The organism is Rhizobium sp. Leaf341 (assembly GCF_001424325.1).
Taxonomy (GTDB): domain Bacteria; phylum Pseudomonadota; class Alphaproteobacteria; order Rhizobiales; family Rhizobiaceae; genus Ferranicluibacter.
The window spans coordinates 170,809-197,460 of record NZ_LMPE01000011.1 but is presented as its reverse complement, the minus strand read 5'-3'; the positions used below and the strand labels follow the sequence as shown (position 1 = coordinate 197,460).

General features: G+C 61.6%; 19 protein-coding genes and 1 pseudogene. 7 read left to right on the top strand and 13 right to left on the bottom strand.

Features of this window, described 5'->3' with window-relative positions:
• Positions 1-193: 193 nt before the first annotated feature.
• From ASG03_RS12070 to ASG03_RS12050, 5 genes and pseudogenes are all read right to left on the bottom strand, one after another.
• The gene (locus ASG03_RS12070) at positions 194-2,176 is read right to left on the bottom strand and encodes an amidohydrolase (protein ID WP_062693737.1); all 1,983 of its coding nucleotides are present in this window, start codon (positions 2,174-2,176) and stop codon (positions 194-196) included.
• Positions 2,176-2,463 (bottom strand): XapX domain-containing protein, encoded by a 288-nt coding sequence (locus ASG03_RS12065; protein WP_062693736.1) that lies wholly within the window; start codon positions 2,461-2,463, stop codon positions 2,176-2,178. The genes ASG03_RS12070 and ASG03_RS12065 overlap by 1 nt, the downstream gene beginning before the upstream one ends.
• Before the next feature lie 69 nt (positions 2,464-2,532).
• Positions 2,533-3,222 carry a hydrolase gene (locus ASG03_RS12060; RefSeq protein WP_062693735.1) on the bottom strand — a complete coding sequence of 230 codons (690 nt, stop codon included), beginning with the start codon at positions 3,220-3,222 and terminating at the stop codon, positions 2,533-2,535.
• Positions 3,223-3,729: 507 nt separating this feature from the next.
• Positions 3,730-4,642 (bottom strand): annotated as a pseudogene (locus ASG03_RS12055) (LysR family transcriptional regulator).
• A gap of 85 nt (positions 4,643-4,727) precedes the next feature.
• Complete coding sequence (locus ASG03_RS12050; RefSeq protein ID WP_062693734.1) at positions 4,728-5,660, bottom strand: VOC family protein; 933 nt, start codon at positions 5,658-5,660, stop codon at positions 4,728-4,730.
• Positions 5,661-5,773: 113 nt separating this feature from the next.
• On the opposite strand from ASG03_RS12050, the gene ASG03_RS12045 reads away from it, so the two are divergent.
• The gene (locus ASG03_RS12045; RefSeq protein WP_062693733.1) at positions 5,774-6,673 is read left to right on the top strand and encodes a LysR family transcriptional regulator; all 900 of its coding nucleotides are present in this window, start codon (positions 5,774-5,776) and stop codon (positions 6,671-6,673) included.
• Positions 6,674-6,693: 20 nt separating this feature from the next.
• Here ASG03_RS12045 and ASG03_RS12040 read toward each other — a convergent pair whose 3' ends face one another.
• The 4 genes from ASG03_RS12040 to ASG03_RS12025 all read right to left on the bottom strand — a co-directional run bounded on the left by ASG03_RS12040 (position 6,694) and on the right by ASG03_RS12025 (position 11,031).
• Positions 6,694-7,413, bottom strand: coding sequence for a gamma-glutamylcyclotransferase (locus tag ASG03_RS12040; RefSeq protein ID WP_062693732.1), 720 nt, complete (start codon positions 7,411-7,413; stop codon positions 6,694-6,696).
• Positions 7,414-7,506: 93 nt separating this feature from the next.
• Positions 7,507-8,343: an alpha/beta fold hydrolase gene (locus ASG03_RS12035; RefSeq protein WP_338012396.1), complete on the bottom strand. Its 837-nt coding sequence runs from the start codon at positions 8,341-8,343 to the stop codon at positions 7,507-7,509.
• 337 nt (positions 8,344-8,680) lie between these two features.
• On the bottom strand, positions 8,681-9,793 hold the full coding sequence (locus ASG03_RS12030; protein WP_062693730.1) for an FAD binding domain-containing protein: 1,113 nt from the start codon (positions 9,791-9,793) through the stop codon (positions 8,681-8,683).
• 14 nt (positions 9,794-9,807) lie between these two features.
• A complete protein-coding gene (locus ASG03_RS12025) occupies positions 9,808-11,031 on the bottom strand; it encodes an MFS transporter (protein ID WP_062693729.1) in 1,224 nt (407 codons plus the stop codon).
• Positions 11,032-11,134: 103 nt separating this feature from the next.
• Between ASG03_RS12025 and ASG03_RS12020 the strand changes: the two genes are divergently transcribed.
• Complete coding sequence (locus ASG03_RS12020) at positions 11,135-12,055, top strand: LysR family transcriptional regulator (RefSeq protein WP_062693728.1); 921 nt, start codon at positions 11,135-11,137, stop codon at positions 12,053-12,055.
• A 35-nt stretch (positions 12,056-12,090) separates the two neighbouring features.
• Here the strand turns inward: ASG03_RS12020 and ASG03_RS12015 are convergent, their stop codons facing one another.
• Positions 12,091-13,296 carry a GGDEF domain-containing protein gene (locus tag ASG03_RS12015; RefSeq protein WP_062693727.1) on the bottom strand — a complete coding sequence of 402 codons (1,206 nt, stop codon included), beginning with the start codon at positions 13,294-13,296 and terminating at the stop codon, positions 12,091-12,093.
• A 147-nt stretch (positions 13,297-13,443) separates the two neighbouring features.
• The gene (locus ASG03_RS12010) at positions 13,444-14,124 is read right to left on the bottom strand and encodes a TetR/AcrR family transcriptional regulator (protein ID WP_062693726.1); all 681 of its coding nucleotides are present in this window, start codon (positions 14,122-14,124) and stop codon (positions 13,444-13,446) included.
• 373 nt (positions 14,125-14,497) lie between these two features.
• Here ASG03_RS12010 and ASG03_RS12005 point away from each other — a divergent pair, with 373 nt between their 5' ends.
• The 5 genes from ASG03_RS12005 to ASG03_RS11985 all read left to right on the top strand — a co-directional run bounded on the left by ASG03_RS12005 (position 14,498) and on the right by ASG03_RS11985 (position 20,691).
• Positions 14,498-15,691, top strand: coding sequence for an ABC transporter ATP-binding protein (locus ASG03_RS12005; RefSeq protein ID WP_062693725.1), 1,194 nt, complete (start codon positions 14,498-14,500; stop codon positions 15,689-15,691).
• Positions 15,675-16,595, top strand: a complete 921-nt coding sequence (locus ASG03_RS12000) for a carbohydrate ABC transporter permease (RefSeq protein ID WP_062693724.1) — start codon at positions 15,675-15,677, stop codon at positions 16,593-16,595. Before ASG03_RS12005 ends, ASG03_RS12000 begins: the two co-directional genes overlap by 17 nt.
• Positions 16,595-17,422: a carbohydrate ABC transporter permease gene (locus ASG03_RS11995; protein WP_062693723.1), complete on the top strand. Its 828-nt coding sequence runs from the start codon at positions 16,595-16,597 to the stop codon at positions 17,420-17,422. Before ASG03_RS12000 ends, ASG03_RS11995 begins: the two co-directional genes overlap by 1 nt.
• 68 nt (positions 17,423-17,490) lie before the next feature.
• On the top strand, positions 17,491-18,762 hold the full coding sequence (locus ASG03_RS11990; RefSeq protein WP_244475235.1) for an ABC transporter substrate-binding protein: 1,272 nt from the start codon (positions 17,491-17,493) through the stop codon (positions 18,760-18,762).
• A gap of 162 nt (positions 18,763-18,924) precedes the next feature.
• Positions 18,925-20,691: an SLC13 family permease gene (locus tag ASG03_RS11985; protein WP_062478533.1), complete on the top strand. Its 1,767-nt coding sequence runs from the start codon at positions 18,925-18,927 to the stop codon at positions 20,689-20,691.
• 190 nt (positions 20,692-20,881) lie between these two features.
• Here the strand turns inward: ASG03_RS11985 and ASG03_RS11980 are convergent, their stop codons facing one another.
• Both ASG03_RS11980 and ASG03_RS11975 read right to left on the bottom strand, forming a co-directional pair.
• Entirely contained in the window at positions 20,882-24,199 is a 3,318-nt protein-coding gene (locus tag ASG03_RS11980) for a DEAD/DEAH box helicase (RefSeq protein WP_156381818.1), read from the bottom strand.
• 259 nt (positions 24,200-24,458) lie between these two features.
• Complete coding sequence (locus ASG03_RS11975) at positions 24,459-26,447, bottom strand: putative bifunctional diguanylate cyclase/phosphodiesterase (RefSeq protein WP_062693720.1); 1,989 nt, start codon at positions 26,445-26,447, stop codon at positions 24,459-24,461.
• Positions 26,448-26,652: the final 205 nt, after the last annotated feature.

The window sequence follows — 26,652 nt, the reverse complement described above, 5'->3', positions numbered from 1 at the left end:
CGATCATCAGGACGGATCACGGCGTGGAACGTCGGACATCCGTGTCTTCATTCTTCGACCGGCGGTCAGGTGTTTCGATTCGATGTGACCGGAACGGGCTCGACACGCGGTCGGCCGTTCCGGCGAGCAGACGGTAGAGAAGGAAACGCTGAATGGATCCGGCATATCCGACCCATTCAGCACCGGGTGGACCTTACACCGCCCAGCAAGAGCATCCGAGGGCACCAAAGAAACCCTTCAGATCGGCAATCGGCAGTTTGGAGGTCCATGCGCCGGCATGGTCGTGGCCATGCACGCCGCAATCACTCGCGCAGCCGCATGTGGAGATGGCCGTGCGGCGCAGCGAGCGGGCGCCGGCGCCATCGGGCTCACCCCAAGCGGCATAACCACCGAATTTGCGGACCGGAGACCAGTCGGGCATGGCCGGCGGAACGTCGTTTTCGTCCAGCGCCTTGAAGTCACCGGCACCATAAACGATCTTGCCGCCGACCATGGTGAGTTCGGAGGTGAGGAAAGAGATCTCGTCTTCGGCGCAGGCAAAGAAGTCCTTGTCAGGCACGACGAGATCCGCGAATTGGCCTTTCTCGATACGACCCTTCTTGCCCTCCTCGTTGGAAAACCAGATAACCTTTTCGGTCCACATGCGCAGAGCGGTCTCGCGGTCGAGGCAGTTGGCACGCGGGTAGAGCTGCATGCCGCCCACCGTCTTGCCCGTCACCATCCAGGACAACGATACCCAGGGATTATAGGAAGCGACACGCGTCGCATCGGTGCCTGCCGAGACGTTGACACCCTTGTCGAGCATCTTTCTGATGGGGGGCGTCGCCTCCGCCACGCCATGGCCGTAGCGCTCGACGAAGTATTCGCCCTGGTACGCCATGCGGTGCTGGGTTGCGATGCCCCCACCAAGCGCCGCGATGCGATCGATCGAACGATCCGAGATGGTCTCGGCATGGTCGAAGAACCAGTTCAAACCTTCAAGCGGAATGTCCTTGTTGACCTTCTCGAACACATCGAGCGAACGCGAGATCGTCTCGTCATAGGTGGCGTGCAGACGCCAGGGCCAGCGGTTCTCGGCGAGAACCCGGACGACCTCTTCCAGCTCGCCTTCCATTTCCGGAGCCATTTCCGGGCGCGGCTGGCGAAAATCCTCGAAATCGGCAGCAGAGAAGACGAGCATTTCGCCGGCACCGTTGTGACGGAAATAGTCGTTGCCCTGTTTGTATTTGACCGACGATGTCCAGTTGAGGAAATCCTGCTTCTCTTCCTTCGGCTTCTGCGTGAAGAGATTGTAGGCAAGCCGCACGGTGAGCTGGCTTTCGTCCGACAGTTTCTGGATGACTTCGTAGTCGTCCGGATAATTCTGGAAGCCGCCGCCTGCATCGATAACACCTGTCACGCCCAGCCGGTTCAGCTCGCGCATGAAATGACGGGTCGAATTGACCTGATAATCCAGGGGAAGCTTCGGACCTTTGGCGAGCGTCGAATAGAGGATCGCGGCATTGGGCTTTGCGATCAGCATGCCGGTCGGATTGCCATTGGCATCGCGGGTGATTTCACCGCCATGCGGCTCCGGCGTGTCACGGGTATACCCGACGGCACGAAGCGCGGCACCGTTCAGCAATGCGCGGTCGTAAAGGTGCAGAAGGAAGACCGGGGTATCGGGGGCGACCGCATTGATCTCCTCGATTGTCGGCAGGCGTTTCTCCGTAAACTGGTGTTCGGTGAAGCCGCCGACGACACGCACCCATTGCGGTGCGGGCGTGATCGCGACCTGGCGCTTTAGCATGTCCATGGCGTCGGCCAGCGAGCGGACGCCATCCCAGCGCAGTTCCATATTGTAGTTAAGGCCGCCGCGGACGACATGGGTGTGGTTGTCGATCAGGCCCGGCAGGACCCGCTTGCCCTTGAGGTCGACGATCCTTGTCTCAGGCCCGGCGAGCGCCAGGATGTCGCTGTTCGTGCCAACCGCGTCAAACAGGCCGTCCTTGATGGCGACGGCGGTCGCGTTCGGATTGCTCCGATCCAGCGTGGTAAAGCGGCCGTTGTGAAGGATAAGGTCGGGATGCATCGTATCTACTCCGGGCTGTTTGGGTTCGGCGGCATGGGCCGTTGCGAAGAGGTTCGAAAACGCCAGGCTCGACGCACCCCCAAGAAAGGATCGGCGCGTCGTCATCAGACCTGTTCCTCCGCCTGGCTTCGGACACCACCCGCAACATCGCTGCGATCGCCACCCTTCGGTAGGTGACCGAACATATGGGGCTTGACCTGACCGAACCAGGAAACCGCCGCTGGCTCCTGGCTCCAGAGCGATTTGGCAAGCGGTATGACCTGTTCACCGACGAGAATCCCGAGCAGGCCGCCAAGAGCGATCACCGGCGGAGCCGGCGAGCGGACGTTCAGGAGGCCGTAGATGATACCGACGAGAAGGCCCGTGCCGAGGGACAGGAGGTAGATTTTCATGGGAGTGCTCCTCTGGGAAAAGAGAAGAACCACTCCGACGAGGTTGGTCGGAGTGGTTCGGCCGGCATCTTACTTGGCGGGGTTCGGACCGATCCGCTTGCCATGGGTGACGCGCTCTGCGCCCTTGTGAACATGGGTGACGGCATAGTCGATGCCCATGCCATAGGCTCCGGAATGCTCCTTCACCAAGGTCGTGACGGCAGCGTAGGTTTCCTTGCGGGCCCAGTCGCGCTGCCACTCAAGCAGGACCTGCTGCCAGGTCACGGGGATCACGCCAGCCTGTACCATGCGGTCCATCGCATACTTGTGGGCGTCGACCGAGGTGCCACCGGATGCATCGGCGACCATGTAGATCTCGTAGTCGGGAACATCACGGAGGGCCGAAAGCGCGAAGGTCGTATTGCAGACTTCGGTCCAGAGACCCGAGACGACGATCTTCTTGCGGCCGCCCGCGGCGTTCTTGGCCAGTGCGTCACGAACGTTCTGATCGTCCCAGGAGTTCATTGACGTGCGCTCGAGGATATCGTTCTCCGGATAGACCGCGAGCAGTTCCGGATACGTGTTGCCGGAAAAGGAATCCGTTTCGACGGTGGTGATCGTCGTTGGGATCTCGAAAATCCTGGCAGCCTTGGCGAGACCGACAACGTTGTTCTTCAGCGTCTGGCGATCGATCGACTGAACACCGAAAGCCATCTGCGGCTGCTGGTCGATGAAGATGAGCTGGCTGTTGGCCGGGGTCAGGACTTCGAGCTTGGACATGGTACGTTCCTTTTCGGTTGTTTGAACCGCGAATGCGGGTGGTGAGAAGCCGGTTTAGAGAGCAGATGGGAGGGTTCGCTTGTTCTCGCTTCGGCTGCTGAAACCAAAACTAGCCCGTAAAAAGCGCTCTTAGAATTGCAATATTATTCCCGAATGAATTGACCAAATCGCAACAATAGCTCCGGAGTGGACGCGATACGGGCTCCGCTGGCGCTCTGCAGAAGGGTTGTCCGTTGGTGGTTCGACCTCGGAGATTTCGTCCGTGCGGGCCGCTCCGCTTTTTCGCGGGTACTTTTCCACGCTGCTCCCTGATCACCATTCACAAACGCAATTCCACACCAAAGGTCGACACCTGAGACACCTTGGGCGACGTTCCTGCATCCGAGACAGAGACCCCGGCCCAAGCGCGCCCGCTCAAGACTCGCTCACATCAGCGGGATAGCTTCAAACGCGGGATCGGAGAAGCTCGTGACTGTGGAGTAGCTATCCATGAATGTGGACAAAGCCCTAGGCAGTGATTGAACCAGCGTCGTAGTGGGCAAACACGCCCGCAGTCTGCGAAGACCTGGTATTTTACGCTCGGAAATCGCCCTGCGGGTCTCACGATGTGCACCGGGTACCGTGGCGGAGCCCAGTCGCGCATGACGGGAACCAGGTCGCCCCGGGCGATGGCGGGTCGAGCCAGAAATTCAAATGTCTGTCCGATGCCCAACCCCGCCAATATCCCCTGCAGATGCGCCGTCGCGTCACTGGTGGATAGCTTGATCGGGCTGTAAATCTCGATCTTCTCCTTGCCTTTCATCACGCGAACAGGTGCCGGCTTCAGACTGCGTGCGAAGAAATACTGCACAAAAAAGTGACCTTGCTCCAGATCCGAGGGAGCAGCCGGCACGCCATGTTGTTCGAGATATCCCGGCGTGGCGCAGGTCACGATCTCGACACTGCATAACTTCCGCGCAGCAATTGATGTACCGGGTAGATCGCCGGCCCGTATTACGCAGTCTATCCCCTCTTCGACGATGTCGGCCTGACGTTCCGTGACACCGAGATGCAACTCGATATCTGGGTAAAGCGCGTAAAATTCCGGCAGCCGAGGGATCAGAATTGCATTGGCAAAGGTACCTCCGACGTCAATCCGAAGTCTGCCACGCGTGGCAAGGCGCCCGCGCGTGGCCTCATTGTTCATATCTTCGAAATCGGCAATCAGACGAATGGCCCGCTCGTAGTAGGCGTTGCCTTCGGAGGTTACGCTGATCGACCGTGTCGTGCGCTCAAGCAGTTTGAGGCCCAGGCTGGTCTCGAGATCCTGAACAAGCTTACTGACGGTCGATCGCGGCGCCCCCATCGTGTCCGCTGCCTTCGCAAAAGATCCCGCCTCGACGACGCGAACAAAGGCTCTGATCGCTCCCAACTGATCCATTGGCGTTTCTCCATCGAAACTCACTCAAGCCATTGCCTCGAAGTCAATCGAACCCTTGCGAAGGCAACTCGTTTGACGGGACGTGTCACGCAGCCAGCGGCACGAGGTTGGCCTGGATCTGGTCTCGAAATTCCTCGTATCGGCTCGGCAGCTTCAGTGCTTCTCCGAGATGCGCGGTGTCTTCGTCGCGATTGAAGCCGGGCTCGTTGGTGGCAACTTCGAACAGGATACCGCCTGGTGTGCGAAAGTAGATCGCCCAGAAATAATCGCGGTCGATGACCGGGGTTACCTGATACCCGGTGTCCATCAAAGCCTTGCGCACATCCAGCTGCGTCTCACGGTTATCCACGGCAAAGGCGATATGGTGCACCGATCCTGCGCCCTGGCGTGCAGAGGCAGTCTTTGGCAACTCAGCGAGATCAATCGTATCCGCGCCGTTGCCGCCCGGAATAATGAAACGGGTGACATTGCCCTGCTTTTCGACACGCTGATAGCCCATGAAGCCGAGCAGTTCTTCGGTCGCCGCGATGTCGTGCAGGCTGAAGCGGGCGCCCGCAAATCCGCGTATGGCCGCTTCGCCGGGAATTCCATCGGCCAGCCATGGAGCGCGGGTGTCGTTCGCGGATTCGATCAGCGCGAGACTGTCTCCATCCGGACCCATGAAACGAAGGCGGTTGTCACCGAAGACAGTGTCGGTTTCCAGACCGTCGACGCCGTGCGCGGCGAACCGATCCTGCCAGAACTTCAGCGACCCCTTCGACACGGAGAACTGTGTCTCGCCGACCTCACCCACACCCGGGCGACCCAGCATCATGTCCTGGAACGGGAAATAGGTCATGACCGTTCCGGCAGAGCCGTTTTCGTCCCCATAGTACAGATGGTAGACGCTCGGGTCGTCGAAGTTCACCGTCTGTTTGACGCGGCGCAGGCCAAGCGTCTCCGTGAAGAAGCGGTTGTTCTGACGGGCATCCGATGCCATCGAGGTTACGTGATGCAGTCCCTTGATATCCTTGATCATGACGATGCCTTCCTTGGCGCTATGTGATCTGATGGGAGCAAACTACGCCTGTTGATCACTCACCGGAATTGCAATATTCATTGCGAATGAGTTGCACTGTGTGAAATAATGCTATGAACGATTTTAAAGCTCTCCGCACCTTCCTGCTCGCCGCCGAGAAGCGAAACTTTGCCCAAGTGGCGCGCGAACTGGACATGACGCCTGCGGCGGTCACGCGGGCCATCGCCGCACTCGAGGCCGAACTCGGCGTGCAGCTCTTTGTGCGCACCACGCGACAGGTATCGCTGACGACAGACGGGGCAATCTTCGCCGCACAGATACAGCCTGCGGTCAAAGCTCTGGAGGATGCACGCCGGGAGGTGATGAACGCGCACAAGGCTGACGAAGGGCGCTTGCGGATCAGCGCGCCGACGTGGTTCGGCAAGACTGTTCTGCCGCCGATCCTCTCAGGCTTCAAGGAGCGATATCCGAAGATGAGTTTCGAGATCTCGCTGTCTGATGGATTGGTAAACATCGTTGACGACGATTATGACCTCGCCATCCGCATTTCGTCGCAGCCTTCGGACAAGTTCACGATCTGGCGGAAGGTTCGGGTGGTACCACGCATCCTCGTCGCCGCACCGGGCAGCCGGTTCGCCGCGATGGAGCATCCCAGCGAGCTGAAGCCGGATGACTGCCTTGCCTATAGCGGGGAAAGCCGTCGTGAGAATTGGGTGCTGTCGGACGGGGGATCGAGTCTTTCCATTTCAGCGGGCCGGGCCTTCAGCGCCAACAGCGGCGAAGTCTTGGCGGACATGGCCGCGGATGGTGCAGGCGTTGCCTTGTTGCCGGGCTTCAATATTGCCGATCACCTGAGAAGTCGCCGCCTCATCCACGTCTTTAAGGGCTGGGCGCCGACCGACCTGTGGTTGACGCTTTTTTATCCGCCCTACCAAGCGCTTCCGCCCCGTATTGCCTCGTTCTCGAAGTTCTTTGAGGAACAGGTTGCGGCCCACATGGTGATGCTGGACTGACGCGCGTCTGACAACTGGGCTCAGTCTTCCGGCATCGCGCGAAGCTTTCTCGCAACCTTTTCCTGAAGCTGCCACAGGTTTCGATCGTGGATGTTGCGGTCCACCAGATCCGACACAGTCCGATGCAGATATTCCGCGCATGAACCGGCAGGTCCGCACGCCTGTGCGATCAGCACCGCAGCATCGTCGAGTGAGATTTTCTCCGTGAGCTGAGACTGTTTCGTGCTTGCCCAGAACGTCAGGGCGCGACGTGTGCCCGTAGCAGTCCTGACCGTGACCCACCGAACCATATCGCACACCTCCGAATACCGGATCTCCCGCGCCAGAAGAGTGCGCAGATCCTGCCTCCTGCTCGCACGCGGAAGTTTGAGGATGAGGCCCGTACAACTTCCTCCCGGCCGAAGCGCCAACATAAGGCCCGGCGCATCCGAAGTGGCCCGCAGGCGCTCGATCCTGAGCGAGAACGCACGGTGCCATCCATGGGCCACGGCTTCCATACGGGCGGACACGTCGAAACCGGGGTTCCACATCAGGGATCCGTAGGCGAAAACCCATATTCCCTCGTCCCCAGCCTCCTGCTCAACCGTGCGGACGAGGTGATCGAGTTGTCGCGTTGAGATGGGGGTCCAGTTGGGTTCTGGGCCTTCGTCGTCGACCACCCGGATGCTTCTCGCAACAAGGTCTGTCGTGAGCTGCATGGCAACTGGTACACGCGTCTGGCCTTTCGGTTTTTTGAGCATCGCGTTACCTGCTTCGACGGGAATAAGATGAGATGATCGTGTGTTTCGATCGGCGACGGATGCGTGGGAGGCCGCACCCGTCGCCAGTGCCGATCAAGCCTGGACGAAGGCCAGCAGATCGGCGTTCAGCACGTCGGCATTGACCGTCAGCATGCCGTGCGAAAAGCCGGGATAGGTCTTCAGCGTTCCGTTTTTCAGAAGCTTGGTTGCCTTGTGGGCTGCGTCAGCGATCGGCACGATCTGGTCGTCTTCGCCATGCAGCACCAGCGTCGGAACCGAGATGGCCCGCAGGTCTTCCCTCTGGTCGGTTTCGGAGAAGGCCTTGATGCCATCATAATGGGCCTTGGCGCTGCCCATCATGCCCTGGCGCCACCAATTCTGGATCACACCTTCCTGCACCGTGGCGCCCGCACGGTTGAAGCCGTAGAAGGGGCCCGCAGGAACGTCGCGGAAGAACTGTGCCCGGTTGGCGGCGAGAGCAGAGCGGAAGCCGTCGAACACCTCGATTGGCAGCCCTTCCGGATTGCTTTCGGTCTTCATCATCAGAGGCGGGACGGCCGAGACGAGAACAGCCTTGGCGACGCGGCCGGAGGGCTGGCCGAACTTCGCGACATAGCGAGCGACTTCGCCGCCGCCGGTGGAGTGGCCGATATGGATGGCATTGTTCAGGTCGAGCGCTTCCGCCACTGCAAATGCGTCGGCTGCGTAATGATCCATGTCGTGCCCCTCGGACACCTGCGCAGAACGACCGTGTCCGCGACGGTCATGCGCGACGACGCGATGGCCCTTCGACAGGAAGAACAGCATCTGTGCGTCCCAGTCGTCGGAGGACAGCGGCCAGCCGTGGTGGAACACGACCGGCTGTGCATCCTTCGGACCCCAGTCCTTGTAGAAAATCTCAACACCGTCCTTGGTGGTTACATAAGCCATGGTCTTGTTTCCTTCGATTGGATGGGGGGCGGATGCAGTCTCGGCTGCGAAGCTGGAAGCAGGAAAAAGTGCGGCAGCCGCTGCGGCAGCACCGGCGGAAACCAGCGCGCCTCTGCGTGTGATGGAAGAAATATGCTGGGTCATCTCGCGTCCTGCGATTTCGTGTTGGAAACATCAGCCGATGCTGTGTTTGTCTGACCGCCTGATATTGCCGCCAGATGTGCCCCATCACAATTGCAGGAATACTTTCGAGTTTATTGCCATTACTGAAATAATCCCTTTGCCGGGGAAGGCCGAAAGGACGGACTTATCCTCCCGAGGCAGCATGCTCCTGCAACTAGAGTGCCGAGTCGCCCAACCGTCGCCCATAAGCAACGCTTTGCTCTCCTATGGGTTTCCGCTCAGTCTGATAACGTTTCAAGCCGTCTCGAAGTGAGCTTGAGCGCGCCAGGTGTCGTTGCAGGGACATCGCATCCCCGGCAGCCTTGGAAACACCCATTGCCGTATGGGGACGGGCAACGAACGCTGCGTCTCCGACCAGCGCCACGGATTGTCCAACCATGCGCTCAGCTGCGTAGTCAAAAATCGCCTGGATCGACGGCGTGTCCTCTGCCTGGACGGCGAGGGCGAACGGGGTCGGCAGCATCGCCACCGCATCGGCATGCAAGGCTCCCACCCGGCTTGTGGCCACCGTGCCGCGCGGGAGGGAGTAAGGGTAGGCTGTTCCATCACGATCGGTCAGGGTGCTTGCGAGCCCGCCTTCACTGACGGGGCGATACCAGACCCAGTTGTAGCGCCGTTGTCCCGGCGTTGTTTCGCCGTCAGGGCCAGGCACCAGATAGCCGAGGATATGCACGCCGGACTGGATATAAAAGGCGAAACGATCGAGCAGGATGGATGAACTCGAAGGAAGGTTCGTTTCAGGCAGCAGTCCGCGCCATGCAACGTAACCCGCATACCGGTTATACCGGTCGTCGTTGAGGGTCGCCCGCACGACCGAGCCAAGCCCGTCCGCACCGATGACCAGGTCGGCCTTCTCGGATGAGCCGTCGGCGAACACGATGGTAGCACCATCGTCGGCATCGATGACGGCTTGAACGGCCCGTCCTGTCTGGTACCGGCCTTGTTCCAGGCGCGCCAAGACCTCCGCGTAAAGAAAATCCCACGAAATCTGCATCTGGGGCATCGACAGCGCCTGGGCGACCGAGCCGTCAGCATTGAAGTAGATCCGTTCGCGGGCCATCACGCCGACATTGGCTGCATGATCGGCGCCGACCCTGCGCAGCATGTGAAAGACGTCTTCCTGGGGCACCAGTCCCGCGCCGCGCCCGGCAAGGCCGGCGTGGGAGCGCTCGTAAACAACCACGTCATGGCCGTCATTCTGCAACAAGATTGCGGTGAACAGGCCCGCGAGCGAGCCGCCGACCACGCGAATACGCAATGCTTTCATGATGGGCGCCTTTGTTATTTGCCGGAGGAAGCGATCGAGCGATTGCGGCCGAGGACCAGAACCACAAGCGCAATGATGGCGAGCGTGCCACCCAGGATGCTGACGCCGGTCCATTCTCCCTCGCTCCATGCGAGGGTAGCGACTGCCGAACCCAATGCGCCGCCGAGGAACATGCCGGTCATGAAGATGGTGTTCAGACGGCTACGGGCTTGCTGGTCGAGCGCATAGATGAGGTGCTGGTTCGATACGAGCGCGCTTTGGATACCGAAATCCAGCACGATGACGCCGACGATGAGACCGGCAATCGCGCCCCAAAGACCAAACACAACCCATGCGACCAGCGTCAGGATAGCACCACCCCATACCACGAAGGACGGGCCATGCTTGTCGGCGACGCGACCCGCGAGCGGCGCAGCAAAGATGCCCACCGCGCCAACCACGCCGAACAGACCTGCCACATCGGCGCCAAGGTTGAAACGCGGTCCCTGCAGGTAGAGGGCGAGGATCGTCCAGAACGCCGTGAACGAGGCAAATAGAGCAGCCTGAACGAATGTCGCCGTGCGCAGCGTCGGCAAGCGTGCCCAGAGATGCGCCAGCGAGCGGAGCGCCTTGCCATAGGCCATGCTGGAGGTTGCCCGGTGATGGGGCAATGTCACGAACATCAAGATTGCGGCGACCAGAGCCAGCGGTACGCCAATCCAGAACATTTCACGCCAGCCGCCATGCTCTCCGACAAAGCCGGACAAGGTGCGGCTGAAAAGGACCCCTGACAGCACGCCCGCCATGACCGTGCCGATCGTCGCACCGCGCTTTTCGGGGGTTGCCAGTGACGCCGCAAATGGAACGATCTGCTGCGCCACCGTCGCGCTGGCGCCAACCACAAGCGACGCCATGACCAGCGTCCAGGCCGTCGGCGCCATAGCCGCCAGGGCCAAGGCGACGGCCAGCACGACAAACTGACCGACAATCAGCGGCTTGCGATGAAGGATATCGCCAAGCGGCAGCAGCAGAAACAGGCCAAGCGCATACCCGAGTTGGGTCGCGGTCGGGATCAACGTCGCAGCGGACTGTCCGGGAAACTCCGCCTCGATGATACCCAGCATCGGCTGGTTGTAATAGATATTGGCGACGGCGATGCCGCTGGCGGCCGCCATGGCCAGCAGGCCGAGCCTATCGGTTCCCTTGGCGGTTCCGTCACCGGGTAAGGGTGATGCCTTCGCATGTTGCAAAGTTTCCATCTCGAAGTCTCTCCGTATATTTTCGTTGACCCCCTTCTACAATTTAATCTCATTCCGTTTTAGTCTGCCTAAATGATCGGCCTGAATATCGAGAATCGTTATAATGAACACGGATGACGTGCGCGTTTTCACCATTGCCGTCGACGCTGGAAGCCTTGCCGAAGCAGCCCGCTGGCTTGGCATCCCGGCCATGGCTGCAAGCCGTCGGCTGGCTGCGCTCGAAACGTCGCTCGGCATACGGCTGATGCACCGCACCACCCGCGCGTTGTCGCTGACACCGGAAGGCGAAACGTTTCTGCCCTATGCCCGGTCGATCATCGACAATGAGCAGGAGGCCACATCGCGGTTGCGCTCCGATGGCCGGGGCGCGGCCGGATTGCTGCGCGTTTCGGTATCCGCTGCCTTCGGCCTTGCATTCGTGGCGCCGCTTGTGCCCCGTCTGCTGACTGATCATCCCGAGCTGCGCATCTCGCTCGACGTGACCGACACGCTTCCCGATCTCGTCGCGACGGGTATCGATCTCGCCATCCGCATTGCCCATCTGCGCGACAACAGCTTGATCGCGCAAAAGCTGGCGGACAATCCGCGGCTTCTGGTCGCGGCACCCGATTATCTTCAACGGCGTGGCCAGCCGGCCTTTGTGGGCGATCTGGCCCTGCACGATTGCCTTCCGCTCAACGGCACCAGTCATTGGACGATGCGTGACGAGACGGCGCCGGACGGTGCGCGGGAAAAACATCTCCGCGTGCATTCGCGGTTTTCGTCGAGCAGTATCGCCATCTGCCATGCCGCCTGCCTGGCGGGCGCAGGCATCGCGCTGTTGTCGCACTGGGCCGTCCGCGATGACCTGCAGGCGGGCCGGCTTGTCGCTGTCACGCTCGCCGACGGCGCGCCCGAGAACATGCCGATCTGGGCCGTCTACCCGACCACGCGGCTGGTTTTGCCCAAGGTGCGGGTATTCGTCCAGGCCCTGCAGGACGCCCTGGCGGCCGATGCCGATCGAGGAAGCAAACCATCCGCTTGATGAGCCAGGCCCGAGGGCCCGTCGCTGGGATATGACTAGGACGACGCCGCCAGACGGGGCGCCGGGATGGCGCTGATGATGTTCCGTGTGGCCGCGTCTGCAAGGGCGCTGTGCTCGCTGGAGACGACCTTGTTGCGCCCGGTTGATTTTGCCGCATAGAGGGCTCGATCGGCAAGGCCGAAGGCGGTGTCGAGGGCTTGCGGTCCCTCGGTCACGGGTGCGGCTCCGGCGCTGACGGTAACGGCGCGATCCATGCCAAGACGCGCCCAGTCCGCATGCTCGAACGACACCCGGACGAGATTGCCGACCGCCAGGCCATCGCTCGGCGAGGCGCCCGGCAGATAAGCGACGAACTCCTCTCCTCCTGTCCTTGCGATATGTCCCGACGCTCCGACGGTCTGGCGCAGGACTTCGGCCAGCAGGACAATGGTGCGGTCGCCGGTGGCGTGTCCGAACGTGTCGTTGACCTGCTTGAAATGATCGATGTCGAAGACCAGTGCCGTTCCGCTTGGCGTGCTGTTTCCAAAGGTTCGCTCGATCGCCTTCTCAAAGCCGCGATGGTTGGCAAGACCGGTCAGATGGTCCTTCTCCGCGTCGTCGCGATGTCGTTCGATGGCCTTCGAGACGATCGCGCCGAGGGCCGTGAACGGAAAGATCATGCAAACGGTGATGGTGGAGATATGAACCGCCAGATTGTAGGCAGAATTGGCAAAATCGCCGAGTTGGTCGCTCGACTCGGTAAAGAACGTAAAGAAGGTGGTCCGAAGCACCGAGTCGAACACGACGACCGTGCTCGCCGCCACAAGCCCGATGTCGATGCGGCGGGACGCACGTGGTACGACAGTCACGACGGCGATCCCGAGGAGGACGGCGAAAGCTGCGTCTGTCAGGAACAGCTGCCAGACAAGGCTTTGCTCGATGAAGACGAGATAGGCCAGGATCGGTGTGTAGACGACGACGAGGCCCCGCCGTGCAACACGGTGCCGCCGTGCGCCGAAATGGATCATCAGCCCGCTGCCGTAGCAATAGGCAGCACCGATGAAAACCATGCCCGAACTGAACGCGTCGAACAGGGCGTGCAGGGAGAACGTCGACAGCACGAAGCCAAGCGCGGTCTGGGCAAATCCCGCTGCCCAGTGCCAGGATGGCGTCAACCCGGCGCGCCACAGACAGAAGAATGTCACGGCAACGATGTTGAACAACAGCGGCGGCACGTAGACCACGAGATTGCTTGCCCCCATCGTGTCCCCACGCCCCTTCTGAATTCGGCTCAATGACCGGAGGTTGTAGCGTCGACAGGTTAAGCTTTTGGTCGCCATCGGGATTGCGTGGCTCCAAAACTGCAGCAGACGCTCGCACGCAGCCGTCATGCGTGCATTCGCGCCTTGTCAGGCCGCAGACGGCGCAGGGGGCGCGACGAGGGCGAGGATCGTTTCGACATTGAACGACAGGCGCTTTTCCAGCGCCGCGCGTGTCATCATGCGTTGGCCGTAGACCAGCGAACTCGTCGCCTGGTTCGTGAAGTAATAGTAGCAGATCGAGGTGATGGTCAGGCTCAACTGCACCGGATCGATACCCGCCCGGAAGATGCCCTCGAGCTCACCGCGACGCAGAATATCATCGACGAGCGGCTGGGACGTCGCAGCCCCGTCCCGCAGGATCCGGGACTTTCGGAAATAGGCTGCTTTCAGCTGATTTTCGGAGTTGAGGATCGTGATGAATTCCGGATGCTCCAGATAATAGGTCCACACGAAGGTGATCAGTGCGACCAACGCCTCTCGTGGAGGAAGCGCATCGAGGTGCAGGGCGGCTTCGGCATCCCAGACGTCCCGGTAGACCTTCTCCAGAACGGCCTGATAGAGCATCTCCTTGCTGCCGAAATACTGATAGATCATCCGCTTGTTGATCTCGGCCCGGTCGGCGATGGCGTCGATACGTGCGCCCGCCAACCCGTTCGCGGCAAATTCCGCCGTGGCGGCCTCGAGGATGCGCGTCTGGGAAAGATCGGGCCTTCGCGGGTGTCGTCGTCGAGGCTGCTCAGCCGCTTCCTCAGGCTTTTCTTCCGTCAAGGCGTTATCTCGTCGATGATTGTGCGTCCCCGAGATCCCGCACAGGACATGAGGACGTCCCCGTGTCGAGCCCGTCGCACATGGGTGAGATAGAGCGGTTTTCCACCCTTGAGTCAACGGCTTGCTGCAGAACGTAAGTAAACGCTTCGTTATTTGTGCATGCTATCACCCTGCAGGAACTGCGAATTTTTCGGCGCCAGAAATCCCGCTGTCATCCGGGCGTCAACAAACGACCCTAGAGAATGCCATGCCGGCAATGCCTGCAGATCATCGTGCGGTCGCGCTTTGCTGATCCCGAGGTGTCTGCTGCACCCGATGCAGACGGAACGGCCACGTCCTCCGCAAGGAGGCTTCCAGACAGAGCAAAACGCATATGGCAGGTCATTCCATCGACATCCGAGATCTCGAAAAGCGGTTCGACCGCACCCAGGTCCTCAAGCGTATCAACCTTCACATTCGGGAAGGAGAGTTTCTGACGCTGCTGGGGCCTTCCGGGTGCGGAAAGTCGACGCTGTTGCGGCTCCTGGTCGGTTTCGAACCCTGCACTGCCGGCCGCATCCTGATGGACGGTCGCGATATCCTGCCCCTGCCACCGAAAGCCCGCGACATCGCGATGGTCTTTCAGTCCTACGCGCTCTATCCACACATGACGGTCCGCAGCAATCTGGCGGTGCCGCTGGAGATGTCGCGCCTCACCTTCCTTCAACGACTGCCGGGCGCGTCGCTGTTATCGCCAAGGGTGCGCTGCATCCGCAAGGACATTGCCGGACGTGTCGCGGACATGGCCGAACCGCTCGGCCTGACGGCGCTTCTCGACCGAAAGCCGGCGCAACTGTCCGGCGGCCAAAGGCAGCGCGTCGCTGTTGGCCGGGCCATGGCCCGTCATCCATCCGTGTTTCTGATGGACGAGCCCCTGTCCAATCTCGATGCAAAATTGCGTCAGGACTTGCGTGCTGAAATCATCGATCTGCATCGCCGCAGCGGGATCACCTTCGTCTACGTCACACACGACCAAAGCGAAGCGCTGGCAATGTCGGACCGGGTTGCCGTCATGGAGGACGGTGAAATCCGGCAGTGTGCGACACCGCACGAGATCTACGACCGACCGGATCATCTGTCCGTCGCCCGATTTGTCGGCGCGACTGCGATCAACGAAATGCCGGCAACGGTCAGGCTGGGCGCCGTGTCGGTCAATGGCGTTCCGCTGCAGCTGAACCTGGCGGGTCTTCCGGACGGGGAATACCGGCTTGCCGTTCGGCCGGAGCGCCTGCACGTGGTCGATGACGGAAGGCATGACTTTTCGCTGCCTGTAGACCAGATCGAATTTACCGGAAACGAAGTCGGCATCCGGTGTAACGGTGCGCAGATCGGCGCCGGAACCATCCGCGTCCAGCTTCGGCCGGAGAATTTTGCGCGGTTGCGGCAGGGACGAGCGGCGGGCGAGAGGATCCCGCTCGGGATCGCCGAGGGTGCGGCCCTTTTCTTCGATGCTTCCGGACGGCAAGTCAGCGCACTGCCTCTCCCGTCGCGGCGGGTGCAGGAGGTCCGTCGTGAACACGCGGTCTGATACACGGGCTGGCAACGATGCGCTGCGCAGCGCCGCCGTGAACTATGCGACGCTTGCCCGGATATTTTCGGCACCGGCGTTCCTTCTTCTTGTCGCCACCGTGGTTGCGCCGGTTTTCGCCGTCGTGCTGATCAGCTTCACGGATTACCGTCTCGGCCGCATGACCCTGAACGTCGTCGGTCTGGGGAACTATACGCGGCTGCTTTCCGATCCCTTCTTCTGGGGCGCGCTTCGCAACAGCGCCATCTACACCGCGATCGTCGTGCCCATCTCGGTCTTCGGCGCCCTCTACCTTGCCGTGCTGCTCGACGCCCGGCGGCGATCCCGGCGTTTCTACGAGATCGTCTTCTTCCTGCCCGTCACCTCCACGTTAACAGCCATGTCGATTGTCTGGAGCTATCTCCTCAATGGTCATATCGGACCCCTGGCCCACCTCTTGGCGGGCCTTGGCCTGCCGCCGGTCGATTTCTTTGCGGACGGCACGCTGGCGCTGATCGGGCTTTCGATCATCGGCGTCTGGCATTTGATCGGCTTCAACCTGATCCTCTTCCTCGCGGGCCTCACCGTCATATCCAGCGAGTTGAAAGAGGCGTCCGCCCTGGACGGAATGGACGGTTTCTGGGATCGGCTTCGCTATCTCACCTGGCCTCTCCTCGCGCCGACGACGATCGTGATCTTCGTGCTGAGCTGCATTCAGGCGTTCCAGGTGTTCGATACCGTCGCCGTGCTCACGAATGGCGGCCCTTACGGCGCGACAGAGATGCTTCTGCACAAGATTAACACCGACACCTTCACTGCGCTCAAAGCCGGTTATGGCAGCGCGCTCACCGTTGTCTATCTGGTGCTCATCGGCACCTTCTCTCTGCTGCAGGTCTGGCTCGGCAATCGAAAGGCGCATTTCTGATGGCGCGTTTTTCCGTTCGCCCGATCCTCGCGCATGCCGTCCTGACCAGCGTCGCCTTCGTGATGATCTATCCCTTCGTCTGGATGTGGCGGGCGTCCACCCAGGCGCCCGGCGAGATTTTCGGCAGACTGAACGAAACGCCGCCGCTCTTCGCCTCGATTGCCGACAACTATGCCCGCGCGCTCCTGGACAGCCCCCTTCCCCGCTTCATGCTGAACGGCGCGATCATGACCGGAGGTATCCTGCTGGTACAGATCGTGACAACGGTGACCTGTGCCTACGCCCTTGCCAAATTCGAGTTCCGCGGCCGGCGCCTGATCTTTGCCATCGTCCTCCTCAGCCTGTCCGTGCCGGCGCAAGCAACGGCCCTGCCCATCTTCATCGTGCTCGCCAGGTTCGACATGCTCGACACCTATGCGGGCGTCATGCTGCCCTACCTCACCTCCGGCTTCGCGATTTTCCTGTTTCACCAGTTCATCCGGTCCTTTCCCGACGAGATCATTCTGGCGGCGCGGCTCGATGGCATGAGCGAGGTCGAAATCGTCATCCGCATCATCCTCCCGGCCATGATGCCGGCCCTCGCCGCATTCGCCATCTTCTCGATCACCTTCCACTGGAACGATCTCTATTGGCCGATGATCGTGATCCGATCCGTCGATCTGGCGCCGCCAACCCTTGGCCTCCTGTTTTTCCGCGGCCAGGAGGGGGGTGACAGTTTCGGCCCCTTGATGGCCTGCGCAACCCTGGTCACCGCTCCCCTGATCCTGATCTTTCTCGCCGCACAGCGGCGGTTCGTACAGGGCGTGACGATGACCGGCGTCAAGTAATGCGGCTCTGCCCGGCAGGCGCCGGACAGGGACGACCGTCAACCCCTACTCATCCAAAGGAACCACCGATGACAGTGAAAGCCATCCTCACAGCCGCGGCCCTGGCTCTGGGCGTTACCGCGCCGGCCCTTGCCGCGGACTCCGTCACGCTGGACTTCTATCACAGCCAGCTCCCATTCCTGCCGTCCCTCATCGAGGGGTTCAGGAAAGCGCATCCCGACATCGTCATTCATGATCTCGCGCCGGCGGCCAGCTACAGCGCAGGCGACCAGACCGTCATCCGCGGCATGATGACCGGCACGGCGCCCGACGTCTATCTAGCGTCCTACGCGTCGCTCGCATCGATCGCCGACGTGATGAAGGATCGCGGCAATGCGCAATCGCTCGATCCGCTGTTTGCGAAAGAGGGCAAGGCCTGGACCGCAGCCAACTATCCTCCGGCCATTCTTGATCTCGCAAAGGTCGGCGGCGAGCAATATGCCATGCCGTTCACGGCGTCGCTGCCGCTGCTCTACGTGAACAAGGAACTGGTGGAAAAGGCTGGCGGCACGATCGACCATTTCCCGAGCACCTGGGACGGCGTCATCGATCTTGCGGCGAAGATCAGCAAGTTTGGCGATGGCGTCCAGGGCATCGGCTTTTCGGTCGGCGGACTGAGCGATGACTGGTACTGGCAGATGATGGTGATGAGCGCCGGCGACAGGATGCTCAACGACGAGAGCACCGGTATCGGCTATGACAACAAGGCCGGACTGGAAGCGCTCCGCGTCACGCAGGACATCGCGGTCAAGACCGGCATGTCGGTCTATGCCGATCCGAAGCCGGCCCAGCAGCAGTTCTTCGCCGGAAAGATCGGCATTGTGGTGGAATCCCCTTCGGATCTGGTCGCCTACGAGACGGCGATCGGCGACCGTTTCACCATGCGCACCGTCCGCTTCCCGCTGATCGACGCTGAGAAAGGCGGGCTGCCGGCCGGCGGCAACGCGTTGATGGTGCTGGCGAACGATCCTGCCAAGCGCGCTGCGGCTTGGGAATTCATCAAATACATGACCAGCGTCGCGGTGCAGGCCGAAGTTTCCAAAGCGAGCGGCTACATGCCGGTCAACGTGCAGAGCGCCAGTGCGCTGCAGGGCTTCTACGCAGACCATCCGAACTTCCAAACGGTGTTCGCCTCGACGCCTGCCGCACGACCCTGGTTTGCCTATCCCAACAACACGGCCGATGGCGTCTGGAAGGGGGTCGCGCCCATCCTCGACCAATTGCAGCGCGGCAAGCTGACGGCCGACGCAGCCCTGCCGATGATCCGCGACCACGTCGCCGGCGTGATGGCATCGCAGTAACTTCGGCGTCCATGATCGACCCTTAAAAACGACCGGCGGGCGCGCGCTCGCCGGTCAGCCAGCCTGCCGGTTCACGTCCTCCCCGGCGCTTTTGGAATAAACTTTGGCCGCATGCATCATATCGCCCCGCAGAACGTTAGCTGACATCACCGGGGTACCAACATGCAGACAAATCAATGGCTTTCTCTTCTCGTCATCATCCTGATGATGGGCGCGTTTCTATGGGGTCGTTACCGCTACGATCTGGTCGCCGTCGGTGCCCTGCTGGTCGCGATCGTCGTCGGCATCGTTCCGCCGAAATCCGCCTTCACGGGATTTGCCGACGATATCGTCATCATCGTTGCCAGCGCGCTCATCGTCAGCGCCGCCATTTCCCGGTCCGGGGTCATGGACATGGCATTGCGCCGGTTCTCCCCCGAACGGCGCGGCCCACGGGCGCAGCTCATCATGCTCGTCGTTATCGTCGCGGTTCTCTCGGCCTTCATCAAGAACATCGGCGCCCTCGCCATCATGATACCGGTGGCCGTTCAGATGGCGCGCGCCTCCAGCGTTTCGCCCTCCATGTTCCTCATGCCGATGTCCTTCGCCTCGCTGCTCGGCGGGTTGATGACGCAGATCGGCACGTCGCCGAACATCATCGTGTCCCGCGTGCGCGAGGAGATTACCGGGCAGCCTTTCACGATGTTCGACTACACCCCCGTCGGCTTGTCCTTGGCGGTCGCCGGAACCGTGTTCCTGGCCGTGTCCTACAAGCTGCTTCCGGAGCGTCGCCGCGAGGAAGCCACGATGGACGAGGCGCTGAAGATCAGCAATTACACGACGGAAGCCAGGGCCGTTTCCCCCTCCTCCGCGATCGGCATGTCGGTCAGCCGGCTTCAGAAACCCGCCGGCGGCGATGCGATGATCACCGCAATCATCAACACCGCCGGGCAAAAGAGAACCCCCCTGCCAGACTCGGTCGTGCGCGAGGGCGACCTCCTGATCATCGAGGGAGAGCAGAGCGCGCTCGATCGCATCGTCAGCGAGGCGAAGCTGCAACTCTCCGATCGCAAGACCGTCGAAGACACGCAGACCGAGGTCAGCGCCGTCGAGGCCATCGTCGGTGAGCACTCGCGGCTGATCGGCCTGAGCGCAAAGGATCTGTCCCTGTTCGAGAGTACGGGGCTGAACCTGCTTGCCGTCAGCCGCCGGGACAAGAGGATCACGGAACGCCTCGGTGAGATCAAGATCCGCAACGGCGATGTCATCGTTCTCCAGGGCGACCTGCAGAAACTGCCGGACCTCCTCCGGGAATGGGGCTGCCTGCCGCTCGTGCAGCGCAACATGCGCCTCGGCAGCGTGCGCAACGGCCTGATCCCCGTTCTCATTCTGGCAGCGACGATGGCGGCGACGGCGTTCGGCGGTGTTCCTGTGGCCACGGCCTTCTTCGCTGCGGCCTTCCTCATGGTGGCGACACGGTCCCTGCCCCTGCGCGATGTTTATACGCATCTGGATGCGCCGATCCTGATCATGCTGGCCGCGCTCATTCCGATCAGCGACGCGTTGAAGACCACGGGGACAACGGATGTGATCGCCGACGTCCTGTCCCGGACCGCCGAACTGCTACCGCCTTACGGCGCGCTCGCCCTGATCCTTGTCGCAGCCATGGCCGTCACGCCGTTTCTGAACAATGCAGCGACCGTTCTCGTGATGGCACCCATCGCGGCGACCTTCGCCAGTAAGCTCGGCTTCCAGCCGGACGCCTTCCTGATGGCCGTGGCGATCGGTGCGGGCTGCGATTTTCTCACCCCGATCGGCCATCAGTGCAACACGCTGGTGATGGGGCCGGGTGGATATCGGTTCGGCGACTATGCCCGGCTTGGCCTTCCCCTGTCGATCATCGTCGTCCTCGTCAGCGTGCCCATGCTTCTCCTGTTCTGGCCGATCTGACCGCGGAAACTGTGGAGGAAACTGCGGACAATCCAGCGATCGCCTGCCGGGAGGCGGTCGCACGCGTTTGGCGTGATACAAGCTAAGCTGGAGCCGGGCCCGATCAGATGGCGAGGCTGCTGCCATGTCTACCGACACCCTATCGGTAGGACCCGCCGCCCGGACTGTTACGGACCGGGCGGACGGTGCGTCAGGCCGTCTTCGCCTTGCCGGCACGCTTGGAGGATCGCACGGCGACGACCTTGGCAAGGAGGGTCTCGCAGATCTTCAGCCGCTCTAGGGCGGTTTCCGTCGGGCATTCGAAAATTAGTCTGTCCTCGCGCAAAGATGGCGTCTGGCGCTTGGACAATGCGGCAACGAGCTTCTTTGACGGCGGCTTTCCGAACGCAAGCGCGATCGCGCGGGGGCCGGCATCGATCCTGGTGATACCGAGACGGCCCGCCCTGCGCTTCAGCCGAGCAAGACGCAGGAGAAGCGTGACCTCTGCGGGCACGTCGCCAAAGCGATCCTCATACTCGTCCGCAAGATCGTCGATTTCCGCGATCGTCGCGGCACGAGCGAGTTTGGCGTGCAGGTTGAGACGAACAGTCGCGTCCGAAACAGAGGTCTCGGGGATCGAGCCGGATAGTCCGAGATTGAGAGCGAGATCGCGATGTCCCCTCGCCTTGCTGCCCCCGACGGCCCAAGCCAGAAGCATCTGGTAGAGGCTGACACCGATCGCGCGCATGTGCCCCGCCTGGTCCTCGCCGGCAATATCGCCGCCTCCGCGCTGATCGAGATCCCCGAAGCTGATCGCCAGACCCGAGCCGAGCCGGTCGTTTTCAACCAGGGTGGCGAGACGTCGCCGGGTTTCCTCGGTCACCTCCTGCTCCGGCACGGTCAGCAGATAGGCGGCGCCCTGGATCTTGCCGCGCCCGACCCGGCCGCGCAGCTGGTGCAACTGGGCGAGCCCGAACCGGTCTGCCCGCCAGACGAAGATCGTGTTGGCGTTGGGCACGTCCAGCCCGCTTTCGATGATGTTGGTGGACAACAGCACGTCCCCGTCGCCTTCGGCGAACGCCACCATGATCTCGTCCATCTCGGCTGCCGGACGTTTGCCATGGGCAACGCGAAGGCTGAGTTCGGGCACGATATCCGCCAGCATCTCCTGCAGACCCTCGAGATCCTCGATCTGCGGTGCCACGACGAAGCTCTGTCCGCCACGTCGGTGCTCACGCATCAGGGCGACGCGCATCGTCGCGCGATCGGCGGGCGCAAGAACGGTTCTTACCGGACGCCGCCGCATGGGTGGTGTCGTCAGCAGGCTCACCTCCTGAAGGCCGACCAGCGCTGCCTGCAGGGTTCGGGGGATCGGCGTTGCCGACATCGTCAGTGTATGGAGCTGCGGCGCGAGCGTCTTCAGCGCCTGCTTGTCGCGCGTTCCGAAGCGATGCTCCTCGTCGACGATCAGCAGACCGAGGCGCGCGAAGGCGACGTCGCTGGCCAGCACCGCATGGGTCGCAACGACGATGTCGATCTCCCCAGCCGCCAGCCCGGCCTTCGCCGCCTTTGCCTCCTTGGCGTCGACAACGCGCGAGAGCATGGCGATCTTCAGGCCCGATCCGGCGAAACGCCGCTGGAATGCACCGAAGTGCTGACGGGCGAGCACCGTGGTCGGTGCAACCAGGACCACCTGATGGCCCGAAAGAGCCGCTGCGGCGGCGGCACGAAGGGCAATTTCAGTCTTGCCAAAGCCGACATCGCCGCAGATCAGCCGGTTCATTACCGATCCCGACGCCAAGTCGGCCAGAACGGCATCGACCGCGGCCGCCTGGTCACCAGTGAGCGAATAAGGGAAGGCGGCGCACAGCTTTCCATAGGCTCCGGGCGGGGGCACGAGTATGGCTCCAACCTTTGCCTGATGGTCGCGCGCAAGGGTCTTCAACTGTTTCGCCGCCGTGCGCACATCCCTTGCGATCGCGGCCCGCTTCTTTGCCCAGGCGTCCGTGTGCAGCCGGTCGAGCTTGACCACTTCCGGCGTCGAACCGTAACGCCAGAGCTTGCCGAACTCTTCCATCGGCACGAGAAGCGAAGCGCCGTTGTGATAGGCGAGCCGTGCCGCATCGCGCTGCTCGCCGTCGATCTCCACCGTTTCCAGACTTTCGAGGATGCCGATGCCGTGATCTTCATGCACGACGACATCGCCGAGCGTGAGGTCCGGCTCTTCCAGCCCGCGCGTCATCATGGAGTCTGCGGTTTGACCGAGGATGTCAGCGGCAGCGATGACGATACGTTTCGCCGACGCGTCGAGAAACCCTTGGTCGAGCACCGTTTCCAGCTTCAAGACGGCACCCGGCTTGGTCACGACGACGTCGCGCCAAGACGCGATCCCGCCGAGATCCGAACCGAGCGCACGCTCGACGCGCCGACAAAATCCGTCGAAGCGTTTTCCCGTGCCCGCGAGGACGATCGTGTGGGAAGAGCGCATGTCGGTGAGAAAGGTGAGAACGGACCGCCGCGGATTGGGCTCCGACAGAAAGGCGGGCAGGACGTCGTCGGCCGCAAAGGACAGATCAGTTGACGGCTGCGCCCGGAGAAGATCGACCCATTCCACCGCGTCCAGATAGAGGGAAGCCTCGGTCGCGCGCCGCTGGCCGCGCAGATCCTCCTCTGCCTGCCGTGCATCGCGGATGATCTCGAGATAGGTTTCAAGGCGGGCATCGAGATCGGGTGCAAGGATCGCCGGCACGCCGTCCAGCAGATCAAACACAGTCTGCAGCTCGCCATAGAGCTGGAACAGCCCACGCTCCGTCACGGAAAAGGACGAGGTGCCCTCGATCCCCGTCGTCTTGCCGGACGGGATCGCCTCGCTCGCCGGGCCGAAGACCATGCTTTCCCGTGTCACGACGGTGCGCTGGGTCAGCGGATCGTAGGTTCGCAGCTCGGCAATGCCGTCCTCGCCATCGAGGTGGATCCGCATCGGGAGCGACTGCCCGGCTGGAAAGATGTCGATGACGTCGGCCCGAAAGGCCACCTCGCCGGGCTCATCGACGAGGCTGTCCTCGACATAGCCGGTCGTCTCGACAAAATTTCGGAAAGCGTCCAGCGGGAACCGCGCCCCGGTCGTCAGTTCGAAGAAGCTGGACGTCACGACGTTCAGCGGCGGGATCTTCTGGAGCGCGGCATCAAGCGACGTGACGAAAAGTGCGGGCCGGGAGAACTGGCACCAGACCCGCATCGCGTCCATCCGCCTCCCCATGCACTGGCGCGATGGGGAGATGCGATCGTAGGGGAGGCAGTCCCATGGCGGCAGGAAGACAACATCGAAATCCGGATCAAGGCTCCGGACGGCCTCGACGATACTGGAAGCCGCCGTTTCGCTTCGGGCGATATAGGCAAGCGGCCCCTGCAGGGCCTCAATCTGCTCCATCAGCTTGACCGCGATCAGGGATGCCGGGGGCTTTGGCAAGAGGCGCGAGATATCGGGTGAAACGGGAATGGCGGTTTCTGTGTAATCCGTGACGCGCAACACCTACTCCTTGGCCCACGACCGGGCCTCAACACGATGTGTTCCGATCCGCGGGAAGCACATTTCTCAGACAGAACAATCAGCCGGAGGGTGGTTGGTTCCGAGGGGAAATGGCCGGCGGATGACATGCGCGGAGAGGCGGCATGTCCCGGCCTCGAGAGCGCGTTGGAGCGCTGTCGAACGCGCTCTGAGGCGTGGTGCACCTCATCTTGGCGACAGAGATGGAGACAGAGACACCGGTCGCGCCGGACCGCGCGACCTAGCCCGAAACGACGGCCAGCTTGCGCGCCGGCCTGATCGGACGAAGGCTCGTAGCCGGTGCCGGGCGGCCGACATAATAGCCCTGCATGAGGTCGATCTTCAGCCGGTGCATGAGATCGAAATGCTCTTCGGTCTCGACCCCCTCGACAAGGATCGTTGCCCCGCGATTGCGCGCAAGCCGCAGAATGTCATCGAGCATGGCGCAGCCACGCCGGGTATCGCAATCGTGCAGGAAAGACTTGTCGATCTTGATGCAGTCGAAATCGATCAGACGCAGCCAGGACAGACCTGCAAACCCGGTGCCGAAATCGTCGAGCCAGATCTTGATGCCGAGCGCGCGCAGGTCGCTGATGCAGCGCAGGAGGCTGGAATGGATCTCCATATCCTGCCCTTCGGTGATCTCGAATGCCAGGCGATCCCCGGTGATCCCGAACTCGTCCAGCGTCTTCGCCACGAAGGCGACAAATCCAGGTGTCTTCAACTGGAGCGGTGACACATTGACGCTCGCGACAGGCGCAAGATTGGTAACGAGCAATTCCTCGCACACGCGCCGCAGGGCCCACTGGCCCAGGCCGACGATCGCACCCGAACGCTCCGCTGCGGGGATGAACAGGGACGGCGAGATGAAAGCTCCGTCTGACATTTTCAGACGCATCAAGGCTTCATAGCCACAGGTCTTGCCCGTCGCCACGTCCTGCAACGGCTGGTAGACCATCGAGACGAGGCCCTGCGGTACGGCGATCTTCAGCAAGGCGGCAATGTTTTCGCCATCGTCCCGGTTGTTCGGATCGTTGATGTGGAAAAGCTTGACGCAATTGCGCCCGGACGCCTTGGCGCTGTAGAGCGCGCGGTCCGCCTGGTGGATGACCTTTTCGACTTTCGACAATGTCCGATCCGCAGTGAACGCAGCGCCGACACTGACGGTCACCTTCGACGTCCCGTCACGTCGCTGCTCGTGCAGGAGCCCGAGATCCTCTACCGCGCGGCGCAGGGCTTCGCAGAGGTCGGCCGTCTCCTGCTCGGACGCGACATGTGCAAGCAGAATGAACTCTTCGCCCCCGAACCGGCCGACCGACGCCTTATGTTGCTCGGCCAGTCCGCGTAGCGCCTCCGCCACCATCACGAGACATTTGTCGCCCTCGAGATGACCGTAATAGTCGTTGTATCGCTTAAAGAAATCGACATCGACCAGGATGATGGCAAAGGTCCGGCCAACGTGCTGCCATTCGCGCCAGATGTCCCGCAACCGATTGTCGATCGCACGGCGGTTGGCCAGTCCGGTCAGCGGGTCGGTGTGCGACAGCCGAAGCAGCGCTTCCCCGCGCTCGGCGGCCTGACGATGTTGCGCCTTGGCTTCCAGCGCGTTCAGAAAAACGTTGTAGCGCTCCTGGTTCAGCTTCCAGTTCACATACGATGTGAAGATGAAACAGGAGATGCAAAACAGGCCGAAGGTGAACTTGTAGCTGTAGCCGACATGCGGGAACCAGACGAGACCGGACAGGAAGATCATCACGATGATCCCCGAGGCGACCACGGAGATGCGGAACGGGAAGTTGAAGAACAGGTTCACGCTCATCATGAAGATGGCGCCGAACACCATGTAATAGGACATGACGACCGAATGCTCGCTCATCATGCTCGGGACGAGCCAACCGACATAGGCAAAGATCAGGGCGATGGCCGCCGTGCTGTCGATCGCATCCGCCGAGGATGGCCTGCGCACCTGGAATTCCAGCGCACACAGCATGATGAACGAGATCGTGAAGCGGGCGGTGACCGAATAGAACGCAACGTCGCCGATCAGCAGAATGTCGCTGATGGAAAAGACGAGATAGACGAAGACGGCGGCCCAGAGGCCCCGACGGGTCGACTGCTTGTGCGCGCTTTCGGCATGCCGGCGGTATAGATCGCGGAGAACAACCTTCGGCTGTCTCAACGGATCTTTCGACATGCCGAACTCGATGGTGTCGGTCGACCTGTGCATCATGCACCCTCCACCGTTTCCTTGCCTTGCCCGATGTCGTCATCGGTCATCCCGAAGGCTGACCCTTTAAGACGACTCCGGGCATGTCGTTCCAGCGTTTTATCAGACTTACCGACACTCCAGAAAACATTCGTAAAATTAGCTTAACGCTTCATTTCCGCCGCACCGGTCCCCGTCCGGTAAGGATACGCTTCGGCCGTTAACCATC